The sequence below is a fragment of the Reichenbachiella sp. genome (genome assembly GCF_039944555.1).
Classification (GTDB): Bacteria; Bacteroidota; Bacteroidia; order Cytophagales; family Cyclobacteriaceae; genus Reichenbachiella.
In genome coordinates this window covers 820261-846329 of sequence record NZ_JBDUYN010000007.1, presented here as the reverse complement: position 1 = coordinate 846329, position 26069 = coordinate 820261, and the positions used below count along the sequence as shown (strand labels likewise).

Sequence of the window (26069 nt, the reverse complement as noted above, 5' to 3'; positions counted from 1 at the left end):
AAGTCAATTAATACTTATCAAATACTCTATTAATGTCAGAAAACGTGTGTTTTGTCCGTTTTCTGGCAGATGATGTCTGGAAATTGGCAGTGAGTCACGCCTATGTTTACCATGATTTTGGAATTAAACAAATAGTCATGGGAACTTCGAACACTAGCAAACGAATTTTACTTTTAACTACTCTATTTACAGTACTCAATTTGATGAGTGCACAAGGACAGACCACTTTTACAGTTTCAAATACTGGTGACAGTGGTGCTGGTTCTCTCCGACAGGCCATCCTTGATGCAGAGGCCAACGCCGGCGCAGATGTCATTGATTTGACTGGAATTACCGGAACCATCACATTAGTGAGCGGCCTTCCAAATATCACGGAAGACCTCACCATTAATGGAGCAGGAACTGCTACCATAATCGATGGAGCGGGTCAGTTTAGACCATTCTTTATTGGTGGAAGTATCTCCTCCTCCACGGAGGAGCCCGTAGTTTCATTGTCTGATATGACTATCCAAAATGGGTTCGCCCAAGGTGGAACACCAAACGGTAACGCCGGAGGTGGAGCTGGAATGGGAGGAGCACTATTTATCAACGATGGGCAGCTAACGATTACTAATGTCACCTTTGACAACAACCATGCAATTGGTGGAGATGGTGGAGAAAATCAATTCATCGGTGGAGGAATAGGAAGCGATGGTCCTTTTGCAAATGCTGGTGGTCATGCAGCTGCAGTCCCTGCTCCCTTTTTTGGTGGAAACGGCCAATTCGGTGCTGGCGGTGGTGGTGGTATTTACTACCTCAACTATGGAGGTGGTGCCAAAGGTGGAAATGGCGGTTATGGTGCTGGTGGCGGTGGTGGCGGTCGAACAAACTCTGATGGGTCTGGCGGTGGTATCGGCGGCTCAACTACTGGTTTTGGAGGTAATGGAGGAACCGCAACGGACCTCACAACTCCGGGTGGAGGTGGAGGTGCCGGTTTAGGTGGTGCCATTTTTCTTCGAAATGGAAACATTGACCTAATGTCATGTTCTTTTACAAACAATTCTACAACAGGAGGTCTCGGAGGGTCACCTAGTGGCGGAAATGGGCAGGGAAAAGGAGGAGCTATTTATAACGCTTTTGGTGGGATCTATGATCAGAACTCGATTTTCTCCAATAATGCAGCAGCAAATGCTGGTGGCAATGCCTCAGACAATACAAACAACTATGGGCAGCTGCAGATTGATGACAGCAATGCTCCCGCTGTGACATTTGATCCGGCCGATCTGGCTACTGATATCGTCAAGACATCAAACATTACCATTACACTTGATAAAACGGCTTTTCTAAACAATGTTGAGATTGATAATAATGATCTACAATCAATCATTTCACTGAATCAAGGAAGCGCAAGTGGTACTTTGGTGGCATTTACAGCAACCATATCCGATAATGTAATCACGGTAAATCCGGATGCCGATCTAAATATTTCGGAGACGTACTTTGTGACTTTCGGAATAGTGAGTGACTATTTCGGCAATACAAGTACAGCTCAAACTGTGTCATTTTCTACTACTCCCAATCTTCCTCCAACTTTTACACTAAGCCAGACGGTCTTCACCTATTTGGAAGGACATACTGGTGGTGCTGGGACCGACGGAACTACATGGATTTCCAACATTGACGATGGTGATCCCGCCCTCAATCAGAATACCACCATTTCATTCGAAATTCTGTCTGGAAGCGAATTATTCAGTAATCCCCCAGCTGTGGGGAACCCACTAAATAATCTCGCCTTTACCTTGGCCGGCGGAGATTTAAGCGGGTCGGCAATAGTCAGCGTTATAGTTACGGATGATGGCCCAGGAAATGCCTCCTCATCACAGCAATTCATTATCAACGTAGCAGAAGTGAATGACCCGCCAACCTGGAGTGCAGAAAGTACTCTTGTCTTTTCTGAAGATGTGGAGTCCGAGATTTCCATACCAAATCATTTCGAGTTTTTCTCGGGTAGTGGTGAATCCGGCCAATCGTTGACTATTACTGTTGACCAGAACAACTTCAACGATGTATTTACTGGTATGCAGATTGATTCAGATGGTACACTTACCATCCAAATAGACAACTCCAAGTATTACGCTTTGAATGATGATGAGTCTGTGACAATTCCTTTTACTATCCAGGATGACGGAGGGACAGCTAATGGTGGTACTGATACGAACTTTGGAAATATGTATTTTAACATAGAAAATACCATCGATGACCCTGCCTTTTTTGCAGGATCATCAGCAGGTAGTTCATCGGTAAATGAAGGAGCTTTTTTGAATTATACCATTGTACTTAGAGATGAGGACACAAGTGATGCCATTATTACAGCGATCGATGGACCCGGTTGGGTGAGTTATGAACACGGAACCAATGGGAGTATATATACAGACCCAATAACAGGCCAAGAATTCGGTGACAGAGCCTATAAGATTCAAGGAACACCAGCCAGCGATGAAGATGTAGGTGTTCACACCATTACACTTACAGTTAATGGTGATCCAGTAGCATTCGATATAGAAGTCATAGACACTGACTCTTCACCCCAAGGCTCCCTTAATGAAAACCTATCGATAGATGAAGGCGCTGGATTAATTACGTTTCTGCTTATCGAGAATCTTAATGATGGAGATGCCGCACTCCAACAAACGTTGATTCTGGATTATTTCCAGCAAAGTACTAATGGGATACCTTATTCTCAAGTATTTAAATCAGGTCCAATTTTTAATGTCAACACTGGGGAAGTTACTCTGGAACTTCAACCTGATTATTTTGGTCAGGATATCACTTTTGATGTTGTCATTTTTGACGATCTAATGGATCAGGACGACTACTCAAATGAACTCGAATTTAATGATATACCACTGATAGTCAATAGTGTTGAAGATTTTCCAGAATTTGTAAACCCAATACCTACATCTGTAAACGAGGGTGTCAATTATCAATTTGACATGGAAACACGTGATGGCGATGGAGACGTGGTGACCTTAGAGACGATCACCATTCCATCATGGATGAGTATTGATGGCTCAATTCTCTCTGGGATTGCTACAGAGGCTGAGGTCGGAGATCATTCCGTGTCTTTCCGATTGACAGATGCCAAAGGAAATGAAACTTTAGTAACCGAATCCATTACAGTAATCAATGTTCAAAACCCTCCAACCGACATAACACTCTCTCCTGAAACCATTGATGAAACCTTACAAATTGGCGAATTTGTTACACTCGGGGTAGTTGACACTGACTTAACTGAAACGTATACGTACTCGTTCGTATCGGGCGATGGGGATACGGACAATGGGTCTTTCACTATTTCTGCAGATCATTTGCTTGTTCAAGAGAACCTGCGATTTGAAACAAAATCATCGTATAGTATCCGTTTACGTGTTGATGACAGTGGGGGGCTCGCTTTCGAAAAGTCTATCACTATAGCAATTAACAATGTAATTGTTGACCCCTCTGATATTCTTATAAGTAATTCTTCCTTAGATGAAAATCAAAATGTAGGAATTCAGATTGGCTCTTTTTCTAACAATAATGGAAATGACGGTATAGTGTATCAATATACACTGGTTTCGGGTAGTGGCGACGCTGATAATGCATCCTTTGATATTGTAAACGGACAGCTTCAGTCGAGCGAAACATTTGATTATGAAGAAAAATCTAACTACGCCATAAGAGTGCGTGTAGACGGAAATACCGGTGGATACTTCGAAAAAGAGTTTACCATCTTCATCAACGATCTTGATGAAATTCCTGTGATTTCAGCATTAATTTTACCAGATGCCTTGGAAGATGAACTATACTTTGGAGGGGTTTCGACTTCAGATCCAGAAGGCCCTGTAACCATCTCTATTATAGAGCCCTCGTGGCTCTCGTTCCAAGAAGTAACTCCTTCAGTACAAGTACTAGCCGGTGTTTCTGGTGGAGGAGATGCCGATGGAGATGCATTGACTGAAGCGGAGTTCAATCAAGTATCCGATGCAGAACTTGGCCCAGATGGAACACTTTATTTCACCGATGCTTTAAACCATGATGTAAAAAAACTTAAGGATGGTGTGGTCACCACTATTGCAGGAAGCACTCCGGGTAACACGAATGGGAATGGCACCAATGCTCAATTTGAACGACCACACGGCATTGCAATTGACCCTCTGGGGAATATTTATATCACAGAATATGTAAATCATAATATCAAAAAAATTGACCCTCAAGGCAATGTGACGCAACTCGCTGGAATGAGCGCTCAGGGGACTACCGATGGGGAGGGAACTGCGGCTGGCTTTAAGTTTCCCAACGACATTGAGATGGGTCCTGATGGGTTTTTGTACGTCGCTGATCAAAGAAACAATAGCATCCGACGCGTTTCTACAAGCGGAGAAGTTACCACATTTGCGACTGGCCTTTCAGAGCCACATTGGATGGAGTTTATGGATGATGGGGCACTATTAGTATCCAGTTTCCAAAGTGGATTATATAAAGTCCTCGCAGATGGTTCCGTATCTATTTTTGATGCTGCTGAAAAATCAATTTATGGGCTGGATGTCGATACATACAGTAACATATATATTGCTGATCAAGCTGGCCGAAAAGTCACAAAAATAGCGCCAGATGGGAATAAATCCATCGTGGTGGGGTCTGGTGCTTTGTCATTGCCCGGAGCAGACGCAAACAGTGGTAGAGTGATTGTGGCCACCACTAATGGTTTTATCTTATATGGAGAAGGACGAATCACTCCTGATGATCGTTTTTATTCGGTCATTTCGGGATCATATATTACCGGAACACCTATTTTTCAAGATATTGGAGATGTAAATGTAGTTGTGGAGGTGACAGATGGAACTGGCAATGTCGTAACTGAAACATCCATGATCGAAGTTATCAACACCAATGATGCACCAACGGCCCTTTCTTTAAGTAATAATACTATTGACGAATATCTATTAGGAGGTTCTTCTGTGGGAATGCTCATAACCACAGATGAAGACGCTAATGATACGTTTACTTATAGCTTGATCGCTGGTACGGGCGATACAGACAATGCGTTTTTTGCAATAGAGGGTGACCAGCTGGTCAATGCAGAAATTTTCAATTTTGACACAAAAAACAGCTATTCAGTGCGTGTAGAATCGACTGATTCAGGTGGAGAGAAAATTGAGCAACAATTTACTATTACAATCAATGATGTGACGGATACACCTCCGCAGTTTCTTTCTACTCCAGTAGTAACAGCTACCGAAGGTTCCGCCTATAATTATAATGTTGTTGCGGAGGATTTATTAAATGAGTTTGTAGACATAACTGCTACATCAAAACCTGACTGGCTAAGCTTTGACTTTACTCTGCCATCGGTAACTACACTTTTTCCTTACGGAGGCACCTTTACTATAGGTAGTGACAACAGATATTATCTATTGAGTGGAACGAATGTATTAACTGCTACACCTACTGACCAAACCATAACTTCATTACTCGCAAGCAATGACTTAACCAATGCCGTTGACGACATTACCGTTAGTCCCTCGGGAGATGTTTTTGTTATTGACGATTATAAACATATCAAGAAAATTTCAGGAGGTGTGTTGAGCACGTTAACAACAGTGACAACAGATATTCTGAGGTTAGGTTTCCACCCAGATGGCTTTCTTATCTTTCTGGAAGATGACAATGGTCAGAGGAATTTAAAGAAACTGACATTGGGTGGAGTAGTAAGTTCTATCGTTGATAATGTTAGCTATAGTAGCGGTTTCGATATCAGCCCTTTGGGTGACATTGCCTTTGTTACTTCTATTGGACAGAGCATAGCTGTTTACGACGAAAATGGAAATAGTAGTGGTGAAATTTCAATGCCCCATAACTCCAACAATTTTTCTGACCCACCAAATATTGGCGAGATAGAAGTATATCTAATTTCCGAACTCGCATATGACAACCTTGGGAGACTTTATGTCCATTACTCAGTGATTGATGAAGAAAGCACTATTAAGGGTATGATAGCTCTTGTTGGTTTGTCAGGCATTCCTACAGATATTTTTGAATACGGTGACGGTTTTGACATACGGCGAGCGGATCTGGATGCGAATAATAATCTAAACTTCTCTACGAGCTTCAATGTGTCCGTTCCCAATACAGTGGAAATTAAAATTCTTGATGCATGGGGTTTCGCGTTGACCGGAACTCCAGCTACAGGAGATGTTGGTACCAATAATGTAACACTGACTGCAAGTGATGGTACCACAGATGTTCAGCAGACTTTTGATATCGAGGTAGATTTTCTCAATGATGATCCAACGGATGTTAGCCTGGATCCAGCTGCCATTGACGAGCAGCTACCTTCAGGGACATTGGTCGGAACGCTGACTTCTGAAGACCCTGATAATGTATATGGTGATTCACATACCTATGCTCTGGTCGCTGGAATAGGGGATGACGACAATGCAGATTTTACAATCACCGGAGATCAGGTTTTTTCTAATGTACTGTTCGACAAAGATGTCAAAGATGCCTATACCATTCGAGTAGAAACAACGGATGCAGGTAGTGGCACTTTTGATAAAGCCATCGACATAACGATACGAGATGTCAATCAGTTACCAACCAATTTGAGTCTAAACGGAGCCACGATCAATGAAAACGAGCCAGCGGGCACTACCGTTGGTACTTTGACCACTGTAGACCCGGATGCACCAGATACGCATGTTTATACTTTGATATCCGGCGCAGGTGATGACGACAATAGCTTTTTTATGACATCAGGCGATCAGCTTCAGAATGCTCAACCCCTGGATTTTGAAGCACAGTCTATCTACAGCGTAAGAATCCAGTCAGATGACAGCAGGGGAGGCACCATAGAAGAGACGTATACCATTACCGCTCTTAATGTAGCTGAGAGTCCGGCAGAAATTAGTTTGAGCAGCCATACGATTGACGAAAATCAGTCGATTGGGTATACTGTCGGCACACTTTCGGCCATTGATCCAGATGGTACTGGGTCCATATCCTTCGAATTAATTGCAGGATTTGGTGATAATAATCTTTTCAGCATTTCAGGAAATTCGCTGCTAAGCGCTGGAGTATTTGATTTTGAATCAGATAATAGCTTAGATATCAAGATTGAAGTGTCCGATGGGGTCGACCCACCTGTTGAGAAAGAACTTACTATTTCGGTACAGAATGTGAATGAAGCGCCCACAATGGATGACGCAACCGTGACCGTTTCAGAACATGCCAGTGGAGTGTACACCTTGGAGGCCATTGATCCTGATGAAGGAGATCAGCTCACATACGGATTTATTTCAGATCTGGACGAATTGTTCCAAATGAACACTGCTACAGGTGTAATCCTGGTTCGGGATAACAAGACACTTGATTTCGAAACCAAGACGCAACATGTCATTCAGGTGGTCGCAACAGATCAAGATGGATTAAGTGGTACTGCAACTCTTACAATTAATGTGAGTGATGTGGAAGAACGAAATTATGCAGATTTGGAAATGGACCCTGATTATGTCGAAGGTATTACCTTTGGAGATTCACCCTTTATCATCGAAGCTCTTTCAAAAAGTGATGCCCCAATTACTTTTGAGTCAGCATCAGAAAATATTTCTATTTCAGGAAGCGTGGTAACCATTCTTGGTGCTGGAGAAGCTACAATTAAGGCGAGTCAGGAGGGCAACGATACGCATCGCCCTGATACGGATGAGATTACCTTCAGCATTGGGAAAGCCTCCCACTTTGTCGTGTTCGATGGACCGATTGAAGACAAGTTAACAACCGATGATCCTTTTGCCCTTGAGTTAATAACGACTGCTGATATCCCCTTAATCGTCAATGTTGTTTCGGGGCCTGCAACAGCCAGTGATAATCTGATTACACTGACCGGTGAAGCAGGAATTGTAGAGCTATTGTTATCCACGGCACCCCATGATGACTATAATTACGTAGGAACTTTGGCGGGATTCTTGGTCACAGATGTTGCTAAACAAGACCCCGTTATTACCTTCGATCCTCCAGCATTTACCTACGTGAAGGATGGTGAACTAGTCCTTTCTGCGAGCAGTAACACAGATATGCCAATATCATTTGATTTATTTGATAGTTACGGACTCGCAACATTAGATGGTGATAAACTCACTCCTTTCTCTGTAGGTACGGTTTCAATATTGGCTTCTGTTCCAGGTGATGATGCATTTAATCCAGCGGTAGTGCTACAAACGATTGAAATCAAACCAGTATTTTCGGTATCCGGAAATGTGTATAACGGATCATTTCAAACATACACAGCCGGAATCGCCGTAATGGTCAACGCAGACAATGGCGAGATTCAAGAACAAGTATTGAATGAATTTGGATTCGTTTTTTCTCAGATCAAGGACGGTAGCTACTATTTGGGAGTAGACCCAGAAAATACTGATAACGAACCTTTCTACTCCACCTTCTATGGGGATGTGATCTTTTGGCAGGATGCAGAATTAATCACTATTACGAATGATGATATATATGGTCTGGAAATTCATATGAAATCCAAGGCCACAGAAGATTTACTCATCGGAAGCGGTACCATCGCCGGACGTATCTTAGAAGATGACGGGACTGGCGCAAGAGCGATTCAAGGTAGAATTCTTGAGGGGACACCTATCGCTGATGTATCTGTATTTCTGATTCGAACGTCGGATGACCAACTCATGACCGAGGTGTTTTCTGATGTCAACGGCGATTTCAAAATTGAAGGTATTCCAGAAGGAGAGTACAGATTGCAAATAGAGGTGACCGGTGCTGCAATGGACTTAGCGGGCTCCTCGATTTCCATCGATGCTGTAGGAACCCCCGTAGTTTTAACCGCTATGGTTGGTGAAAATGGAATTTCGGTTGAATCCAGTATTGTGGCGTCTGTTGAGGAGGAATCCTTTCCGGAAGGGGTTGGAGTTTATCCAAATCCTTTTACTGATCAGCTCAATTTGAAGATAAACAATGACTGGTATGGGGACATCTCGATAAAAGTCTATTCAAGTGATGGAAAGCTATTAAGTACTCGACTAATCAATAAGTCCTTTAGTGTATTTGATGCTCAACTAAAAGTTGGAAACCTGCCAAAAGGGTTACTCTTACTTCAATTGATCCATGGCGAAAAGGTTGCGAACGTAAGAATCATTAAAAATTAACCATAACGACGAAGCTGGTGTAAGCGTCCGCCCCTCTGGGCGGGCGTTTTTTTAAACACCATCTAATATATGGGGCTACTCTTTAAAACGTCTTCAATAAATCTGCTGGTTTCTTCAATTACACTTTCAATATCCTTGGATTGTAGATCCGAAGCCATGACATGATTGCCTACGTTGGGAAATGCTATCACCATTTTACGTTCATTAGGTGTATTGGTCTTACTGTCAAAGTTGAGTATTCCGGGTATGGAAATCACATGATCGGATTCTTCGTCATTTTTGTAGTAGTATCCTACAAAATACGGAGACTCAATCTTTTCAAATACCTCATCTGTCATGGTTTGATCAAGTAACTCCTGTAATGCTATCAAAGCATCTGATCGGTATTTCAATGTCCAATAGTTTTCAACAGGAGTGCCATACCATTTCGCATCTCCTTCTTTGTATGGCCCTACAACTGCCTTGGTTAGCTGGGCACCCCATGGTTTATTCAGCAAACTGGCAGCAGGATCATCAATGGCGGTGTTGGGAGAATATAATATCTGTGCCGCAATCAGTTCGGGATTGTTGGCTGTTAGGTAAATTGACAAAGTGCCTCCGGTAGAGCAGGATACCAAAATGACCTGTTCGCCAATAATACTGCCAATGGCAATCGCTTCTTTTGCTGTATGCATTAAAGATGCCGGGGTGAGTCCTTCGAAAGCATCATCTCCACTAAGTCCATGGTGGGAGAGCCGAGCCAGATATAAATTACAACCAAATTTCTGCGCAAGCCTGACATGTACAGGATTTGACTCCATGACTCCGGCCGAAAAGCCATGTAGGTAAACCATTGCGTAAGGCGTCTTACGTACAGAATCTGCCCAGATGATCCTGGATTCGTTTTCAGGTTTGATATTTGGGAACTGACTCTCTGATGCCGCAATTACACTGTCCAGTTGAAGAATGGGGATATCTATATGTGTAATAATTGGATCTACCTGGTCAAATTCAGGTTTGGGACCTAGCCAGTAAACGATGTTTAATAGTAAAAACAAAACAACAAGAGATGAGACCAGTTTCTTCATGCCTGAAAGGTCGTCTACAAAAACGAATAATTCAACTATAGCTCAAGCATGCCACAAAAAAACCATCCCGAAAAATCGGGATGGTCAGTATCATTTATGCCAAGAGCATGTCTTGGGTATATTGTCTGGTGCTACTATTCGTTGTGCAACCAAGCTTTTTTAGCCAAAAGCTCATCTTCTGTCTCTACATAATCCGGATCGTCAACACAACAATCCACTGGACAAACAGCTGCGCACTGAGGTTCTTCATGGAAGCCGTTACACTCGGTACATTTTCCAGGAACGATATAGTACAAGTCATCATCAACGGGCTCTTGTGGTGCGTTGGCATCCACCTGAGTACCGTCTTCCAGTTCAACTTCGGTAAGGCTTGTTCCGCCGGCCCAATCCCACTCGATTCCACCTTCGTAGATCGCAGTGTTGGGGCATTCTGGCTCACAGGCTCCGCAGTTGATGCATTCGTCGGTAATAATAATTGCCATTTCCCTTTATTTATTTGTCCTTAAAAATAAGTGTGCAAAAATAAGGATTAATTTTGCCTGCCAAAACGTTTGGCATATTAGTTTATCTATACTCATTTATCTGATTTATGTTGTTGATTGACCGAATAAAATCCTTTGAAACGCTCGGAATACGTTTGAAAAATCTTTCTTCTGAAAGGTTAAACGAGTTATTTGTTAGTGCCCGAAATGAAAATGCGTGGTTCATAGAGGATAACATAAAATTGGCGATTGAGGGCATTTGCCTGTTTCTAAAGAAGTCAGAAATTGAGCAATGGCTGAGTGCTTATGATCTGGAAAAGACAGTACCTAAAAGAGTAGGTCTTATCACAGCAGGTAATATACCCTTGGTTGGTTTTCATGACTTGCTGTGTGTATTGTTATCAGGTCATCAGCTGATGCTTAAATTAAGCACGAAGGATCAAACTCTGATGCGTTTTATTTTAGACGAATTGATAGATATTAATCCCGACTTTACCTCACATATAACAGTGGTAGAGCGTCTTAATGACGCCGATGCTTTTATTGGGACCGGAAGTGATAATACTTCCAGATATTTCGAATATTATTTTAAAAGCAAACCACATGTTATTCGCAAAAACAGAACCTCTGTTGCAGTTTTAACTGGCGAAGAAGCTCGACAAGATTTCGAAAATCTGGGCCAGGACATCTTTCAATATTACGGACTGGGGTGTCGAAATGTATCAAAAGTTTTTGTACCAAAGGGGTATAATTTTAATGCTTTACTCGATGGTCTGAAGCCATTCGATTCGATAGCAGATCACCATAAGTATAGGAACAACTACGATTACAACAAGTCCATTTATCTGGTAAATGGCGAACCGCACCTGGATACCGAATTTTTACTTGTGAGAGAAAGTGAAGAAATGGTTTCGCCCATTTCTGTTTTGTATTATCAGGAATATACTAGCGAAACGGAGTTGGAATCATGGCTTCAAAGTCAGGAGACTAAGATACAATGCATAGTAGGCTCGTCTGATGGACAGATTCCTTTCGGTCAGGCGCAAAAGCCGCGGCTATCGGATTATGCTGATGGGGTAGACACTATGAGGTTTTTGTGTGAATTGAATTAACAGTCCTCAAGATCACAATGTTCTTCGGGGGATTCAAGCTCTATGGTTACATGATCAATATCTCCAGCCTTTAGGATGGCCCTGGCTTGGGCCTTTATTTCCGCACCAGCTACTAAATCAACACCTTTGGCCAATACCAGATGTAGTGTCATTACGTGATAATTACCATCCATGGTCCAGGTATGCATATCGTGTACCTGATTGATGTTTTGGATTTTTTTCAATTGCTTTTCTAATTCGATAGTGTCTATTTCAGGAGGGATGCTTTGAAGAATGATTTTAAGACTCGTTTTCAAATTTCTGAATACATTGAATAAAATGTAGCCGGCAATTAGAAGTGAGAGTATTGGATCCAAAATTGGAAAATCAGTAAGACTCATCACAATACTTCCAATGAGTACGGCCACCCAACCCAATACATCCTCTAAAAGATGAAGTGATACGACCTTCTCGTTTACGGTCTTACCTTTACGGGTTTTTAATACAGCAGCTCCATTTACAATTACCCCTAGAACAGATAGAATAATCATGCCCTGAGCATTAGGTTGTTCCGGGTGCAATAAACGTGGGATGGTTTCCACCAATATAAAAACCGAACCAGCCAATAAAACCACAGAATTTATAATGGCACTAAGCACAGAAAACCTTCGGAAGCCGTAAGAGAAGGTATTGGTTCTGCCTCGGTGCGAGATTTTCTGAAAATACCAAGAAACCCCTAGACTCAGACTATCGCCTAGATCATGTATTGCATCAGAGATAATGGCTACGCTATTTACGTATATACCTCCAACAATCTCAACTATGGTAAAGCCGAGATTAAGGAAAAAGGCGGTTTTGATGTTGTCAACATCATGATGATGCTCATGGCCATGATGGTGATGCGGCATATTATACTTTTTGTCCAGTAGGAAATCCGTCCAAAGATACCATGTTCTTTTCTCGCCAATAGTCTTTTACTTTCTCTCTACCTTTTTTATCGTGAGAGATGTTTAGCAGGTCACGATGTTCAACAAAGTCGTATATAGGCACAGCCATGCCACAAGAGTGTTGTACATGTTCAACTTCTACAAGAAATATCTGTCGTGAACCCGTATTAGGGCCAAACAAAGGCCCGTAATCTTTCCATTCAGGATCTTGCTCATATATTGCCCTGGCCGAACCATACAGTCGGAGAATGTTAGGTTTGCCTTCAAAAGCGCACATCATGATGGTCATTCGGTTGGTTTCCAGAATATGTGCTGCTGTCTCATTTCCACTACCCGTGAGGTTGAGCCATGCTACCTTATTTGGACCGAGTATTCTAAAAGAATCAAGTCCTTTTGGAGAAAGATTTACTTTTCCCGATGAGGCTGCCGTAGCCACAAAAAAGATTTGCTGGGATTCAATGAATTTTCTTGTTTTATCGTCAATTGACGTAAGGAGTTTAGACATTTATTGAAGGTTTAATCACTACACCTTTTGTTGTACGCAAGGTCTTTTATTTGGATTAGAAATCAGAAGGATTATTATCTAAAGAATTGCACTATTCGTCGAAAGAAGGACGAATTCCGGATATGTTCTGGGTAAAAGAGGATGTTTTGAAATTCTAATTATTTATTTTGGTTAGCCCTAACTTCATTATTAATGCAATATTACTCCAAACAAAACAAGCAGTTCGAATCAGACATTCTTACCATTGGCTGTATAGCCGGGGTATTGCGAATGGTTATTGCAATTTATCGTGATTTACCACTAGCTGCTGTGGATTTGGATTTTATAGTTGATGTTTCGCTGCTCATAGTATTTGCAATACCTCTGATCCTTATGAGGTTTCAAATACAATTTGAATTTATTTCAGTTCCATTTTCATTTCTTGTTGTTGGTTTTCTGTGTGCCAATTGGGTTGTTTTGGATGGTATCAGCGGCACCGGAGAGTATTATTTTATTGGCGGTATTATTATGATGGCACTTATTCATAGTGGTATGTGGCTTGTTGTTTTTGTGACCCTTTGCGTTTTTTTGGAAGCAGCCATGCTATACGTTTGGCTTTATCACAGTGATTTGATGACTTACGCCAACCCTCAGGATTTGGGTAGTCATCACTATCTATGGATCACAGTTGTGGTCACCGTTGCTCTATTGTATCATAAAAACCAATTCGATCAAAAAAGATTGGATCTTCGGGACAAGAAGAAAAAAGTTGAGAACCAGATAAAAAAGCTTGGAAGACAGAATATGAAACTAGAGGAGCAAAAAGCAATGCTCGAAAAATCTAACAATTGGTTGGAAAGTAATATTAAACAGAGAAGTGAAAAGTTACTTGCTCAAAGAAAGTCAATTGAAAAGTACCTTTCCATTACACTCTTTGAAATGAAGCCTTATCTGGAATCGACACTGAGTTCTATAAAAGATTTGGATACTGTTACTAAAAATACTCAGATGGGAGACTTGTTGCTTCAATCAGCCGAGCATCTTCAGTCAGCCATTCATTCAGTTACGCATAAGCTAAAGCAAGGACTTTTTTATAACCCAAAAAACTAATTCAATTGATAACTCATTGATATCCATTGCAAACCATATAGACACCCATTCGAAAGGATTTTTCAAAATTCTACTTATCTCCTCTGAGATATACTGGCTGATGGGTATTGGTAGTGCTATCTGGGTAGGAACTAGTTTGGCAGTTGTTTGTCTTAATATTACAGCATTTATGGTTACCGGACTACTGCTTGTTGGCCTCTGGAGAAGAATTAACCTCGATTGGCTTATGGGAATATATTGTTTTTCATGGTTGCCGCTATTTGTCCTGTTTTGGAAATACAATGGCGGAATGGACGGATCATTTTCCTATGCCTATTTTTCGATTTTAGTTATTTTTCTCGGTTTATTGAAAACCAAACTAAGACTATTTATGGTGCTAGTCCTGTGCTTAACTAACATCATACTCACGCTTGATGCAAACTCCGAAATATTGATAACTATAAGCTTTTCTGACGGTATAATGCAAAGCATCGCATTTGATTATTTCTTTCATTCTTTAGTGGTAGGCGCTATTGTAGTTTTCATCAAAGTGAGCTTTGATAAAGAACGAGAGAAAATAGAAACTCACAACATGAACCTGGATAGAATCAACGAGGAACTCTCCGTGAAGAATGAACAGCTTACCAATCAAAGACATCAAATAAAAAGAATCCAAAACAATCTTGAAGAAATGGTACATGAGCATACCGTTGAATTGGAAAACAAAAATCAGGCTTTACAAGAATATGCTTACGACAATGCCCACATTGTAAGAAGACCTCTGTCTAATATTTTGAGTTTACTCGATATACTCAACGTGGATACAACGGAAAGAAACAGCAGCCAGGCGCAGTTAAAGATGATTAAAAAAAATGCCAACCAGCTGGATGAGGTAGTGTTAAAAATAAATACAATTCTGAAGTAGCTACCTCAGTAGATACATTTTCCCAAACCCATTCTTGAAACCTCTGTCTGCCGAAGTTTCTCGATGCTGAAAACTCTCTCCTGGATTTTTAATTAGCACACGGTAAAGGTATACGCCGTTAGCCAGCTGATCTCCGTAATTGTCTCTTCCATCCCAGGCATATTCAGTTTTGTTGTTGCCAATATTCAGAGGACCCAATTCATCCATGAATATTTCCTTTACAACTCGGCCAGTTACTGTAAGAATTTGAATTTTGATATCCTCGGGAAATTCTGATCCAGTCAAAGTAAATACAAATCGTGTACTAGACGAGAACGGATTAGGATAGGGGTAAAAGTTGGTAATTGTTGATTCATTTATTACTTCAAAATTGATTTCATAGGGTTGTAATCCGGCTGGGTTTCCTGAAGCATCATTCGCTAGTACACGAAATCCGTATAGGCCGTCTTCCAATCTTTCCGGAGCAAATACGGCCTTAAAGTTTTCTTCAGGACTTGCAGGGGTCCATTGCATCAATGGGCTGCTAAATGCAATCCGCTGGAAGTCACACCCTTCGCAGGGCTGCTTGAGGTAAATGTTTATACCTGTAGTATCTTCTAGTAGAAGGAAGGAATTGTCGTCCGTAATGTGTACTTCGATGGAAGGAGTAGGGGATACAATGTCTCCGTTCATAATTTGAACTCCATCAAAAGATACATCAACCAAAGGATTGGTTCCGTCTGGTTGAACCAGCAAATAATCAGAAAAACGAGCTGAATTGTTGAAGGCATACATCTCATACGGATAGTTATCATTTGCTGAAAGTATTAAATCATTCGAACCCTGATTGCCTATAGTTCTAAAATTCAGATTGAATTGTGCTGAGTCGCCGCTACCTAAGGCCGCTAGATTTAGTGAGTCCATGAGCCTTGTTGAAGTTCCTGTATTTAGCAAATCATACTTTATTTTTATTGAGTCTTGAAAATCCTTTTTAGAGAAATTCCAAAATGTATAAGAATTATCATATGCTTGTCCTTCCTGAACTTCTACCGAATTGGAAATTCCCGCTTGATTGCTGATAAGAAGTGCCCCTTCCGGAGTTGTTTCATAGTCCACTCGCCAGGATTGCAGTTGATGAGGTGTTTGTTGGACATTGTCAGTTACTTCCAGATTAAGCCTTAGGTGTGGATATTCCGTCGCATCAATGGAAGATATATCGAATTGATCGGCCGTTGTACTCTGAAAGAGTAGTTGCTCAGTTATGTCTTGTCGCACACCATATACACTCAAAACTTTGGCGTCCTGAGTAGAATTCGCTGAGGCCACTATTTGTGCAGTCACTTGTGACCACGATTGCGCCGGACCAATTAGACCAGATCTGATTTCTCCCGTGTCGAAGCTTCCATTTACCGTTTCATCTAAATTGAGCTGCTGCTGATTTTCTGGTATGGCTGAAGCTTGAATGATCAGTGAAGAGTTAGCAACTGCATTTTTGGATCCAAGCATAATGACCGGTTCGTCATCATTAAGATTATCAATAACAGTCCTATTGAATCCCAATGTTTCCAGATCGTCTTTAAAGGCATCTGTCCAGGTAGAATAATTCACGGTACCCAAAGAAAAAATGAGCACATGGTCTCCATTGTCAATATTGTTGATCAATACTTCTGGTCCATAGATACCAGGCAAATCACCTTCCGTGTAATTATAGATCACCTGAGGAATGAGACCACAAACTAGCGGATTGAGTTCGTCGAAGCCAGTGGTGACCACTGGTTTGAATGGCACGGTTGATTGTCTTTTTAGTGCCAGAAAGTTGATCGTATTGTTTCTGCACCCTGCGTCAAGATGAGAATTAGTCTGGAAATAGTTTCTGTTGTCTAAAAGTACATCTGTGTCCTGATAGTCTAGTGAGGTATGACTGGAGCCATAATTCTGCACCTCCAATTGGAGCTGTGATGTCAGGAAACTCCAGACACCGTTTGTAGGGTTTAGAGAAAGCCCATCAGTAACAGCTTCACTGAATTGCGCTGCATTGACCTGAGTCCATCCTTCACCCAGGCTTTTGTCCAAAACGAACGAGCTAACTACCCATTCCTCTCCTTCAGTTGGAAGTGGGTTAGTGAATCGGGTTCGCCAATAAAATACTTTACCATTGGGAATTGAACCACTCGATTCCAGGTTGATATTCAACTTGCCCATTACATTGCCCGAGTGGGTTTGACTAATCAGGTAGGGGCTACCAAACGTAGTAGTGGTATCAATTTGAATGTCGAAAGAACGTGTGCCTACCAGCAAGTTGGTGGACTGGAAGAAGAAATCTAAGTTAGATTCGGATTGCACTGATAAATTGAAAGGAAAAAGATTGATTGTGCTACCTGAGGTTAGAAAGACTTCGAGTGAGGCAGTGTTATTTGTTTCATCCATTTCATCGATAGTTCCAGTTGGATCTAACGTTATGGAAAAAGTGTTCAGACCTTCTGGATTGCTCACCTCATTGTTAATGGTAAATCTGACAGTGTCTTCCCTCAACACTTTATCAAACAAATCCGGACCATACACCTGAGTACGTCCGTCTGCGAACGTGCGTGTTACAGCAATGTCGAAAGTCTGATCAGAATAAATGCCATAGTTGCGAATATTCAATTCTATATAGAAAGAATCGGCCGAGGCTAGTAACTGACTGCCATCAAACGTACCTGCTTGCAAATGAGCTTCATTGATATCGAAGTCCGGTTTGTCAGGGCCAAATACCTTCGCAGCAGGGTCTCCCTGAAGATTGATGAGTTGAACTTGAGATAGAGATGACTCTGAGGTGCCATATGTGCTAATGTACCTGGTTCCGGTCTCTTTTTTGATTTCGCCTACAGACTTACTGATGAAATTAGGATCAGTAAAAGCTATTTCATAAAAAAGATTGGTATACCGTCTCAGGTTGGAGGAAAACCCCACATGACTATGAGCCATAAAGCCGAGGGCACCCAAATCTGGGGTCAGAACCCAATCAACGCCGAATGACTCATTTTCACTGAAAAAATCACCTGCCAAACATCCGTTAACCATGAAGACAGGATATTTTCCTTTGTTGGAATAACCGAAAGCAGGATCAGAAACAGGCCCTATTTCTATATCTGTAACACTTCCGCTAGAGTGTCCAAAGAAGGTCACCATCATTACTCCATCATTAATCTCATCGGAAATGTTGATTAATTCTACGGCATCATTATTATTTTTTGATAATTGGACTGATTCGCCACCAAGTAGTTGGCCTTTTGCTATGTCTGCAAAACCGTCGACATACACTCTGAATGAGTTGAGCTCGGATTCTGTATTACCTCCACTTAGGTGCACCAGATTTTTTTGCCTAAGTGTGGTAAAGGGCAGAGCCTCTTCTTCAATTACCTTATTCAAATAAGCTTCAATGTGGTCTGGCTCTGAGGCATTGATTCTTCCGGTAGCTAACAAACCATAACCTGTACTGCCATCAAATCCCTCTGAAAAAGGTTCATCAGCGCCAGGATTTCCGTAAGTCGGGATAAAGTGCCTGTTGGTAGGAGAAAGCGGATCCTGTCTGTAATAATTGGCTTGAACATTTGAGGCCTTACCGATCAAAAATAGAAATTCAGGAGTACCATTGTCATATGCATATTCAGAAAACCTTTTAATAGCTAGAGGAGATGGATTGCCATAGTTGAACTGATTGAAAATAACATCAACGTCTATATCAAGGACGGTATGCCCACCACCAGCGGTAGATTGTCTATAGGCCTTATAGGCAGACACTTGATCTCCCTGCCCACTGGTGGTATTTCCCCTCAGGCCTGTGTGACTAATCATCAGATAGTTGAAACTGGCAGGGTTGAAATTGTTGAAGAAGATTTCATCCAGTGAACTAACGCTTTTTTGGCCTGACTGTGCAAAAAGCACTCGTTGCGTGCTAGTACTATTAATAATCGCATTAAACGCTCCACCGCTTTCGTTAATGCCTATGGCGATAGGATCAATAGTATTTGTAATATCGTAAAGAAACACATTTGAAGGAGTATTGGTCACCTCGATGTATGATTTGCCGCCAGCATTAGTTTTCATTAAAAACTTAGTACTAGACATAGAAGTCATGTCATAAGCTGTGCTAAATTTCACTTGAATATATGATACTGCTACTCGATCAGCCACTCCACCTACGCCGTTGATGGTTGCCCTAATCAATAAATCTCCACTTGCCGAAATATCAGACCATGCAATGTCTTGACTAACCAGGTAATTTTCATCTGCATTGAAAGCCGCTGTTGCTACCTCACGTAGCGACCCTGCGTCAGGGCCTACGAATATGGTCACATTGTGACTGTTGTTGTTGCCACCTACGAGTAATATATCGACAGATGGATTGATGTCATCTTGTATCTGATTGGTAAGACCTGAAATTGTATTGTCAATGTTCTGCCCAAGGCTAGCAAAGGTACCAGTCCAACCTTCTCCGAGGTCGTAGGTAGGTAACAGTATTTTATTGCTAGATCCATAACTTTGCCCTTCATAGTACGAACTCGTAAATAGTGTAAGGCGTTCAGCAATATGATAGTTTTCAGCTGGAAGACCACCCACGTTGTTTTCTGAGAAATCATCCATTCTGAGTCCAGTCTCCAAATTGAGTTTGTAGGTAAGAAAATATGCTGAGCTATCGGAGAATATATTATAGAAGGTATGAGGTTGTGCAGCTGGAGTTATATACAAAGGGGTGTCAGTCGTTCCGTCAGCTTTTTCACCATAAAATTCCAGATAATCAGACGGATCGAATATTCCATCAAGCTGACCTTCTATGTTAATAGCTACTTCTTGCCCCAGATGAAACAGTTGAATCTTTCGTGGATCTACGGAGCCCACCGGAAAACCAAAGCTCTCTAAATCGGAACGGGTCATTCTATAAATACCATCTTCCCCAATCATAATCTTAAAATAGCGTTGATTTTGATCAATCCATTCATTGCCATAAGGCTGACCAAAGGTTTGGCCAGCAATGGATAGAAGTAAAACCATGATCAAACACCTATTTCTTATCATCGATTCCGAGTTTAAGTGAAATTACATGTGAGTAGGGGGTTTCGGCTTGATCTCCAATATCTGTTAGGGCATAGTCGATATTAAATTTTTTAAGTTTTACCCCTACACCGAAATTTGGTTGGTAGACCATTGATGTAGATCGATCGAAGTTCTGAATCTCCTGAAATTGTCCAGCACCAAATCTCAGAAAAAAGCTTGACAAATAGCCCATTTCTAAACCCAACCTGGGATCCACAGAAAGAGTGCTTGAGTTTATTAGTGTGTTTCGTTTGCCGTCAAACGTAGTTTCGAAATCCATCGCGATCAACAGACTAAATTTCTTTTTGATTTCGAAGGTATAGCTCATTCCAAGAATCGCTCTAGGTAGAGTGATTTCAATTGAATTTTCAGGAATGACGTTATTCGTTTTTGAGTATATGTCTGCAATAAGTTCAGTGTTATGAGACCATGAATTGTACGTGCCTGTGACATCACGCAACATTAGAGCCAGATTGAGCTTCTTGATCGATTTGGAAACACTGATATCTAGCCCATATCCCCAGGCTGTGGCAAAGTTGCCTGCATGACGATAAATTATTTTGGCATTACCACCAACGTCCAGCCCGCCTAAAGCCTTGATTTTCCTGGCATAAGAAAACAGGAAGGCATAGTCGGAAGCGGAAAAGAATTGAATATTGTCATAATTCAGCGCGCCATTAGCATCATACAAGAAACGCGTATCAGGAATGTCGTCAATCCCGAAGCGAATCACTGATAGGCCTAGAGAACTTACAGAGTCTATTTTTGTGGCAAACCCTAAATAATCGTAATTAGCAATGCCTGCAAAATACTGTGCATGCATGAGCGAGATGTCGTATTTGTATTCGAGTTGAGTCAGTCCTGAAGGGTTCCAATAGCCGGCAGTTACATCCTTAGCTACCGAAGTAAAGGCACTGGCCATACCTAATGCGCGGGCATTCACCCCAATGGCCAAGAATTCATTGCTGTATTTAGGCGTATTGGATTGAGCAAAAGAGTTGGAAATACAGAACCATCCCATGATGGCAGTGATGACTATTCTCACGTACATTAGTGTAATTATGTGAACAAATCTAAATACTCTTAATGTGCTATTCAATTATATTCTATCAGTCTATCAAATTTCTCGGTTGGTGAGATATATTCTGGGGTAAATATTCTTTGTATATGGCTAGAACGATTTATTAATTATAATAATTTCATTCCTAAAACTATAATTATTCAAATATATGATTGAATTAAATGAAGAATATTAAAAAAATGTAATTTTTTTTGCCCAGTACTTGGTCTTGCAAGGTACTATTCCGTATAGAGTTATCAAGGTCAAAAAAGAATTTCAAAATTGGGGTGATTAACCAAAGTTCGCTCCACATCTAAACTCACTAAAATTCAAGACTATGGTTTTTTTAATTTTACTATTGTTCGCTTTAATCTTCCAATGTATTGGGAGTCTAATGAGTTGAACAAGTCCCAGGAAAATTGGATATGAAGATAGAGAACACACAGGTACAAATGAGAAAGGGCATTCTTGAATTTTGCATTTTGCAAATTATTTCAAGAGGGGAGGTATACGCCTCAGACATGCTGGAAGAGCTTACCTCTGCGAAAATTATGGTAGTTGAAGGGACGCTGTACCCTTTACTTACAAGATTGAGGAAAGCCGGATTGGTAGATTACAAATGGGTAGAGTCCAAGTCGGGACCTCCGAGAAAATATTATACCATCACAGATTCGGGTAGCGAGTTTTTAGGTAAATTGGATGATACCTGGAAGGAACTTATGACGTCTACCAAAAAAATCAGTGCAAAAAAAAGCGCAAAAAGTAAAGCGACTAAAGCATGACAATAATCAACATAACTTTAAACAGAAAATTCTCGATGGGATGCCATCCTATTGGATCAAGTATAAATTAAAAGACAATGAAGAAAAATATTAGTATCAATATAAGCGGTATTATTTTTCATATTGAAGAGGATGGATATGCTCAGCTCAAAGAGTACTTAGAAACCATTAACAATTACTTTTCTAATTATGAAGATAGCGCTGAAATCATTGCAGATATAGAAAGCAGGGTGGCAGAAATATTCCTGTCGAAGCTGGATGACGGAAAGCAGATTATCAACGCTGAAGACGTACAAGCACTTATAGACACCATGGGAACCGTGGCTGACTTTGAGGCACTTGAGGATGATGAGCCTGCCAGTACAAAAGAAAAGGAAACACCGCAAGAAAAGAAAGAACAGGAAAAGGCGGACAAAAAGGAAAAGGAGAGAATAAGCGATGCCGAAGATCCTGGTAAACAAAAGCTTCATCGAGATGAAAAGCGGAAAGTAATTGGTGGAGTAGCTGCAGGCATTGCCTATTATTTCAGCATTGATCCGCTATGGATTCGATTGATCGCCGTGCTTCTGTTGCTCAATATTTTTGTAAGTTTTTTGAGCGGTACAGTTCTGATCGTATACATAATACTTTGGATAGTCATACCAGGGTCTTCTACCCTAGGTGACGATGAGGAGGTCAAAAAGATGTTTCGTGACCCTGACAACCAAGTGTTGGGCGGGGTGTCCAGTGGTATTGCGGCCTATTTTGGCGCCGATGTTACTTTGATTCGATTACTGTTTGTAGTATCGATATTTCTTGGCGGAACTGGATTCATTATTTATGTGATTCTCTGGATGATTACTCCGGTCGCTAAATCCCTTACCGACAAAATGCAGATGCAGGGCGAACCGGTAACGCTGTCAAACATAGAACAAAACGTAAAGCGTAGTTTGAATGCTGACGATGGCGAAGAGAGCGCCTTGGCAAAAGTGTTGCTCTTTCCCTTTAGACTGATCGCAGCACTATTTACAGCTTTGGCGGCGCTACTTGGTCCATTCTCTAAGGTTTTGATGGATGTGGTTCGAATATTTGCAGGAATCATTGTTACCATGGTGGGAGTTTCGGGAATGATCAGTTTGTTCATCGCGGCGGGTGTGCTACTCGGGCTGTTTAGTGGCCTTGGAGATTGGATCAGTGCCACGATTGTACCGGCGGGCATATTGGCCGAGAGTGTATCCGGATTTACCTTTCTAGCCATATTTCTCACGGCGTTTATTCCATTCCTTGTGGTATGCTTGTTGGGTATTTCTATCATGACCAAGCGAATGGTGATTCGTGCCCCGTTAGGCTGGTCAGTGTTTGGTGTTTGGGTAATTTGTCTGATAAGCTTATCTATCACTATTCCAGGAATTGTAGGTGAGTTCAGGAATGAAGGCTCCTTTAGAGAAACAAGATCATTTGATATAAACAAAGAAGAAACACTCATTCTTTCGCTTGACTATGTGGATATTGGAGGGATAGACGCCACTGCTTTGAAATTAAGAGGGCATGAGGATTCAGTGGTTCTACTCGATATGAGGTATGAGGCTCATGGACGAACTCGACAGGATGCAGAGAAAAATGCGCAAATGATTGAATACCAGGTACGACAAAAGGGAAATGAACTAATTTTTGATTCCGATTACACCTTTAAGAACAGGTCCAAATTCAGAGCACAGCAATTGAGCATGACGCTTAACATTCCATACAATACAAAATTTGTAATGGATGAGGATATGGCTGATATTATCGAACATACCTTGAACCGCAGTGGCTACAAAAGCTGGCAAATAACCAAGAGTAACGAATGGGTATTTACTGAGGGTGGCCTCGACTGTCTGACTTGTACCAGAAAATACGGCAGGGGTGGTTTACTTGATAGAGGAGATTCTGATCGTTCAAAATATAAGAATAAAGACAAAGTCAAGTATAAAAATAAATCACGGGTTTATGATGGCGAGCCTATGACCTTTGATATTGAAAATTTCGATGAAATAGAAGTTCGGGGAATTTATAACGTCTACCTAACACAGGGAGATGATTACAAAATTGAAGTCAAAGGCCGTGAGCGCTACAGAAGAGATGTACTCATCAAAAAATATGGAGATGTACTGGAAATTGACATGTCTGGTAAAAAATGGGATTTGCTCAAAGATTTAGATGATGATTTTAGGCTGGATGTCTTTATTACCATGCCAGAATTGGAAAAATTGAGTAGCAAGGGACTATGCTATTACGAGATAAAGGATTTTAAGACTGGTAACCTGGAAATCGAGCTATCAGGTGCTTCATCAGCCGACATTAACCTGACCGCTGCTGAGCTACAGATTTATCTGAATGGAGCAAGTTCTATGAATCTCGATGGTAGAGCGGTATACCTGGAGGCCGATGTCTCTGGTGCATCCACGTTGAAGGCCTACGACTTGAAGGCCAGTACGGTGGAGGTTTCTGCCTCGGGTGCTTCCAATGCCAGGGTAAATGCTGATAAGAGATTATCCGTGGACGCCTCAGGATTAAGCACAGTACGTTATCAAGGTGATGCTGATGTTAATATTATAAATGAAGACGAACTAAGTACTGTTCGAAGATCAAGCAGATAAGAATTCACACTTTTCAAATTTCAAGTTTATAGTCTACCCCGGTCGAAAGGCCGGGGTTTTTTTATGTTGTAAGATTTATCTGAAAGGATCAGACCACTTGGGATCGGTATATGCATTACTTCCCGATAGCGTTTTAACGAACGCGGTGATGGCTTCCCTTTCTTGATTCGAAATGTTCAGGTCACGGGTACCACCCATTCGCCCTCTGGCCAAACGACGATCAAGGTTATTGGTCGGAGCAATGGATTCATAGTGATTGAGTACATCATCGAAGTTGGAAGAAAAGCCATTATGCATAAAGGGACCATTGACTACACCTTCGGTATTGAAAAGGTCCCTTAGTGTGGGAGAGCGGGTAACGTCGGTATCAGGCGTGCCATCAAACGAGCCTGTGATTCCATTGTTTCTTGAGTTTGGATCAATGTCAAACTCGGGAGCGCGATGACAAGTATTGCAATCTAAACCACCACCTACACGGACACCTTGTCTATTGAAGTCAGGTCTCTGGATAAAAAGCCTTTTACCCTCATTTTCCAGATCAGAAAAGTTAGAGAAAGCTGCATTATTGTTTCCAGCACTTGCCCTGCCTATGTCGTATTTGGAATCAAAAGACACAATACTTCTTATAAATTGAGCCAGGGCATTTTGCATACGTTCTTCAGTAATTAGACCATCTCCATAGACCAGGGTAAAGAGCTCGTTATAGTATTCCTGTTGACTGAGTCTGTTAATCAGACTGTCAAGATCAGGATCGCCATTTTGTCCGCTGAATCCCATTTCAAAATGATCCTGTATCGGCATAGTAGTTTGCTCCTCCAGGTTATCTGCACGTTCGTCCCAGAAAAAATCTTCCTCGTCAGAAAATCGGGCATTGATCAGGCGCATAGCATGCCGTCCGGTGGAACCGTTTACCCCTGTGGACGCAACAGCATCATCTCCAAACGCCAGTGATTGATGATGACAGCTTGCACAGGAGATGGTATTGTCGGAGGAAAGCTTGGTATCGTAGAAAAGTACTCGTCCTAGTAAGGCGCCGGCATCTGTGATTTCATTATCTGAAGTATTGTCCTTATCGATGTAAGCCGGAATGTCTTGATTTGCGTAATTGGGAAGGTTTAGCATGTCTATGTTGTCACCAAAAGCAGTCATCACATTGTCAAATGTTATATCAGGACTTACTTCTTCCTGAATGTTGGAATCACAAGAAAATAAAGAAAAGATAAAAGCAACAGCAAGCAATGAAGTAAACGAAAATGGGCTATTCATATCACGTGTTTATTTGTTTCA

Annotated in this window: 13 protein-coding genes; 6 read left to right on the top strand and 7 right to left on the bottom strand. The window is 41.4% G+C overall.

Annotation, left to right across the window (positions count from 1 at the left end; translation table 11 throughout):
* Positions 1-32 precede the first annotated feature (32 nt).
* Positions 33-9182, top strand: a complete 9150-nt coding sequence (locus tag ABJD64_RS12150) for a cadherin domain-containing protein (protein ID WP_348179114.1) — start codon at positions 33-35, stop codon at positions 9180-9182.
* A gap of 62 nt (positions 9183-9244) precedes the next feature.
* On the opposite strand, the gene ABJD64_RS12145 is transcribed toward ABJD64_RS12150, so the two are convergent.
* Positions 9245-10249: an alpha/beta hydrolase gene (locus tag ABJD64_RS12145; RefSeq protein ID WP_348179112.1), complete on the bottom strand. Its 1005-nt coding sequence runs from the start codon at positions 10247-10249 to the stop codon at positions 9245-9247.
* Positions 10250-10383: 134 nt separating this feature from the next.
* On the bottom strand, positions 10384-10731 hold the full coding sequence (locus ABJD64_RS12140; RefSeq protein WP_084370892.1) for a 4Fe-4S binding protein: 348 nt from the start codon (positions 10729-10731) through the stop codon (positions 10384-10386).
* A 155-nt stretch (positions 10732-10886) separates the two neighbouring features.
* On the opposite strand from ABJD64_RS12140, the gene ABJD64_RS12135 reads away from it, so the two are divergent.
* Positions 10887-11843: an acyl-CoA reductase gene (locus tag ABJD64_RS12135; RefSeq protein WP_348179109.1), complete on the top strand. Its 957-nt coding sequence runs from the start codon at positions 10887-10889 to the stop codon at positions 11841-11843.
* On the opposite strand, the gene ABJD64_RS12130 is transcribed toward ABJD64_RS12135, so the two are convergent.
* Together ABJD64_RS12130 and ABJD64_RS12125 are read right to left on the bottom strand one after the other, a co-directional pair.
* Positions 11840-12730, bottom strand: coding sequence for a cation diffusion facilitator family transporter (locus tag ABJD64_RS12130; RefSeq protein WP_348179107.1), 891 nt, complete (start codon positions 12728-12730; stop codon positions 11840-11842). The genes ABJD64_RS12135 and ABJD64_RS12130 overlap by 4 nt on opposite strands.
* Before the next feature lies 1 nt (position 12731).
* Positions 12732-13274, bottom strand: a complete 543-nt coding sequence (locus ABJD64_RS12125) for a pyridoxamine 5'-phosphate oxidase family protein (protein ID WP_348179105.1) — start codon at positions 13272-13274, stop codon at positions 12732-12734.
* 192 nt (positions 13275-13466) lie between these two features.
* On the opposite strand from ABJD64_RS12125, the gene ABJD64_RS12120 reads away from it, so the two are divergent.
* Positions 13467-14363 (top strand): hypothetical protein, encoded by an 897-nt coding sequence (locus ABJD64_RS12120; protein ID WP_348179103.1) that lies wholly within the window; start codon positions 13467-13469, stop codon positions 14361-14363.
* Between the two features lie 16 nt (positions 14364-14379).
* Entirely contained in the window at positions 14380-15267 is an 888-nt protein-coding gene (locus tag ABJD64_RS12115; protein WP_348179101.1) for a hypothetical protein, read from the top strand.
* Here the strand turns inward: ABJD64_RS12115 and ABJD64_RS12110 are convergent, their stop codons facing one another.
* Both ABJD64_RS12110 and ABJD64_RS12105 read right to left on the bottom strand, forming a co-directional pair.
* Positions 15268-20304, bottom strand: a complete 5037-nt coding sequence (locus ABJD64_RS12110) for a C25 family cysteine peptidase (RefSeq protein WP_348179099.1) — start codon at positions 20302-20304, stop codon at positions 15268-15270.
* Entirely contained in the window at positions 20291-21373 is a 1083-nt protein-coding gene (locus ABJD64_RS12105) for a PorV/PorQ family protein (protein ID WP_348179097.1), read from the bottom strand. Before ABJD64_RS12105 ends, ABJD64_RS12110 begins: the two co-directional genes overlap by 14 nt.
* 434 nt (positions 21374-21807) lie before the next feature.
* Here ABJD64_RS12105 and ABJD64_RS12100 point away from each other — a divergent pair, with 434 nt between their 5' ends.
* On the top strand, positions 21808-22164 hold the full coding sequence (locus tag ABJD64_RS12100; RefSeq protein WP_348179095.1) for a PadR family transcriptional regulator: 357 nt from the start codon (positions 21808-21810) through the stop codon (positions 22162-22164).
* Positions 22165-22241: 77 nt separating this feature from the next.
* Positions 22242-24782: a DUF2807 domain-containing protein gene (locus ABJD64_RS12095; RefSeq protein WP_348179093.1), complete on the top strand. Its 2541-nt coding sequence runs from the start codon at positions 22242-22244 to the stop codon at positions 24780-24782.
* A gap of 75 nt (positions 24783-24857) precedes the next feature.
* Here ABJD64_RS12095 and ABJD64_RS12090 read toward each other — a convergent pair whose 3' ends face one another.
* Positions 24858-26048, bottom strand: a complete 1191-nt coding sequence (locus tag ABJD64_RS12090; protein ID WP_348179091.1) for a cytochrome c peroxidase — start codon at positions 26046-26048, stop codon at positions 24858-24860.
* Positions 26049-26069: the final 21 nt, after the last annotated feature.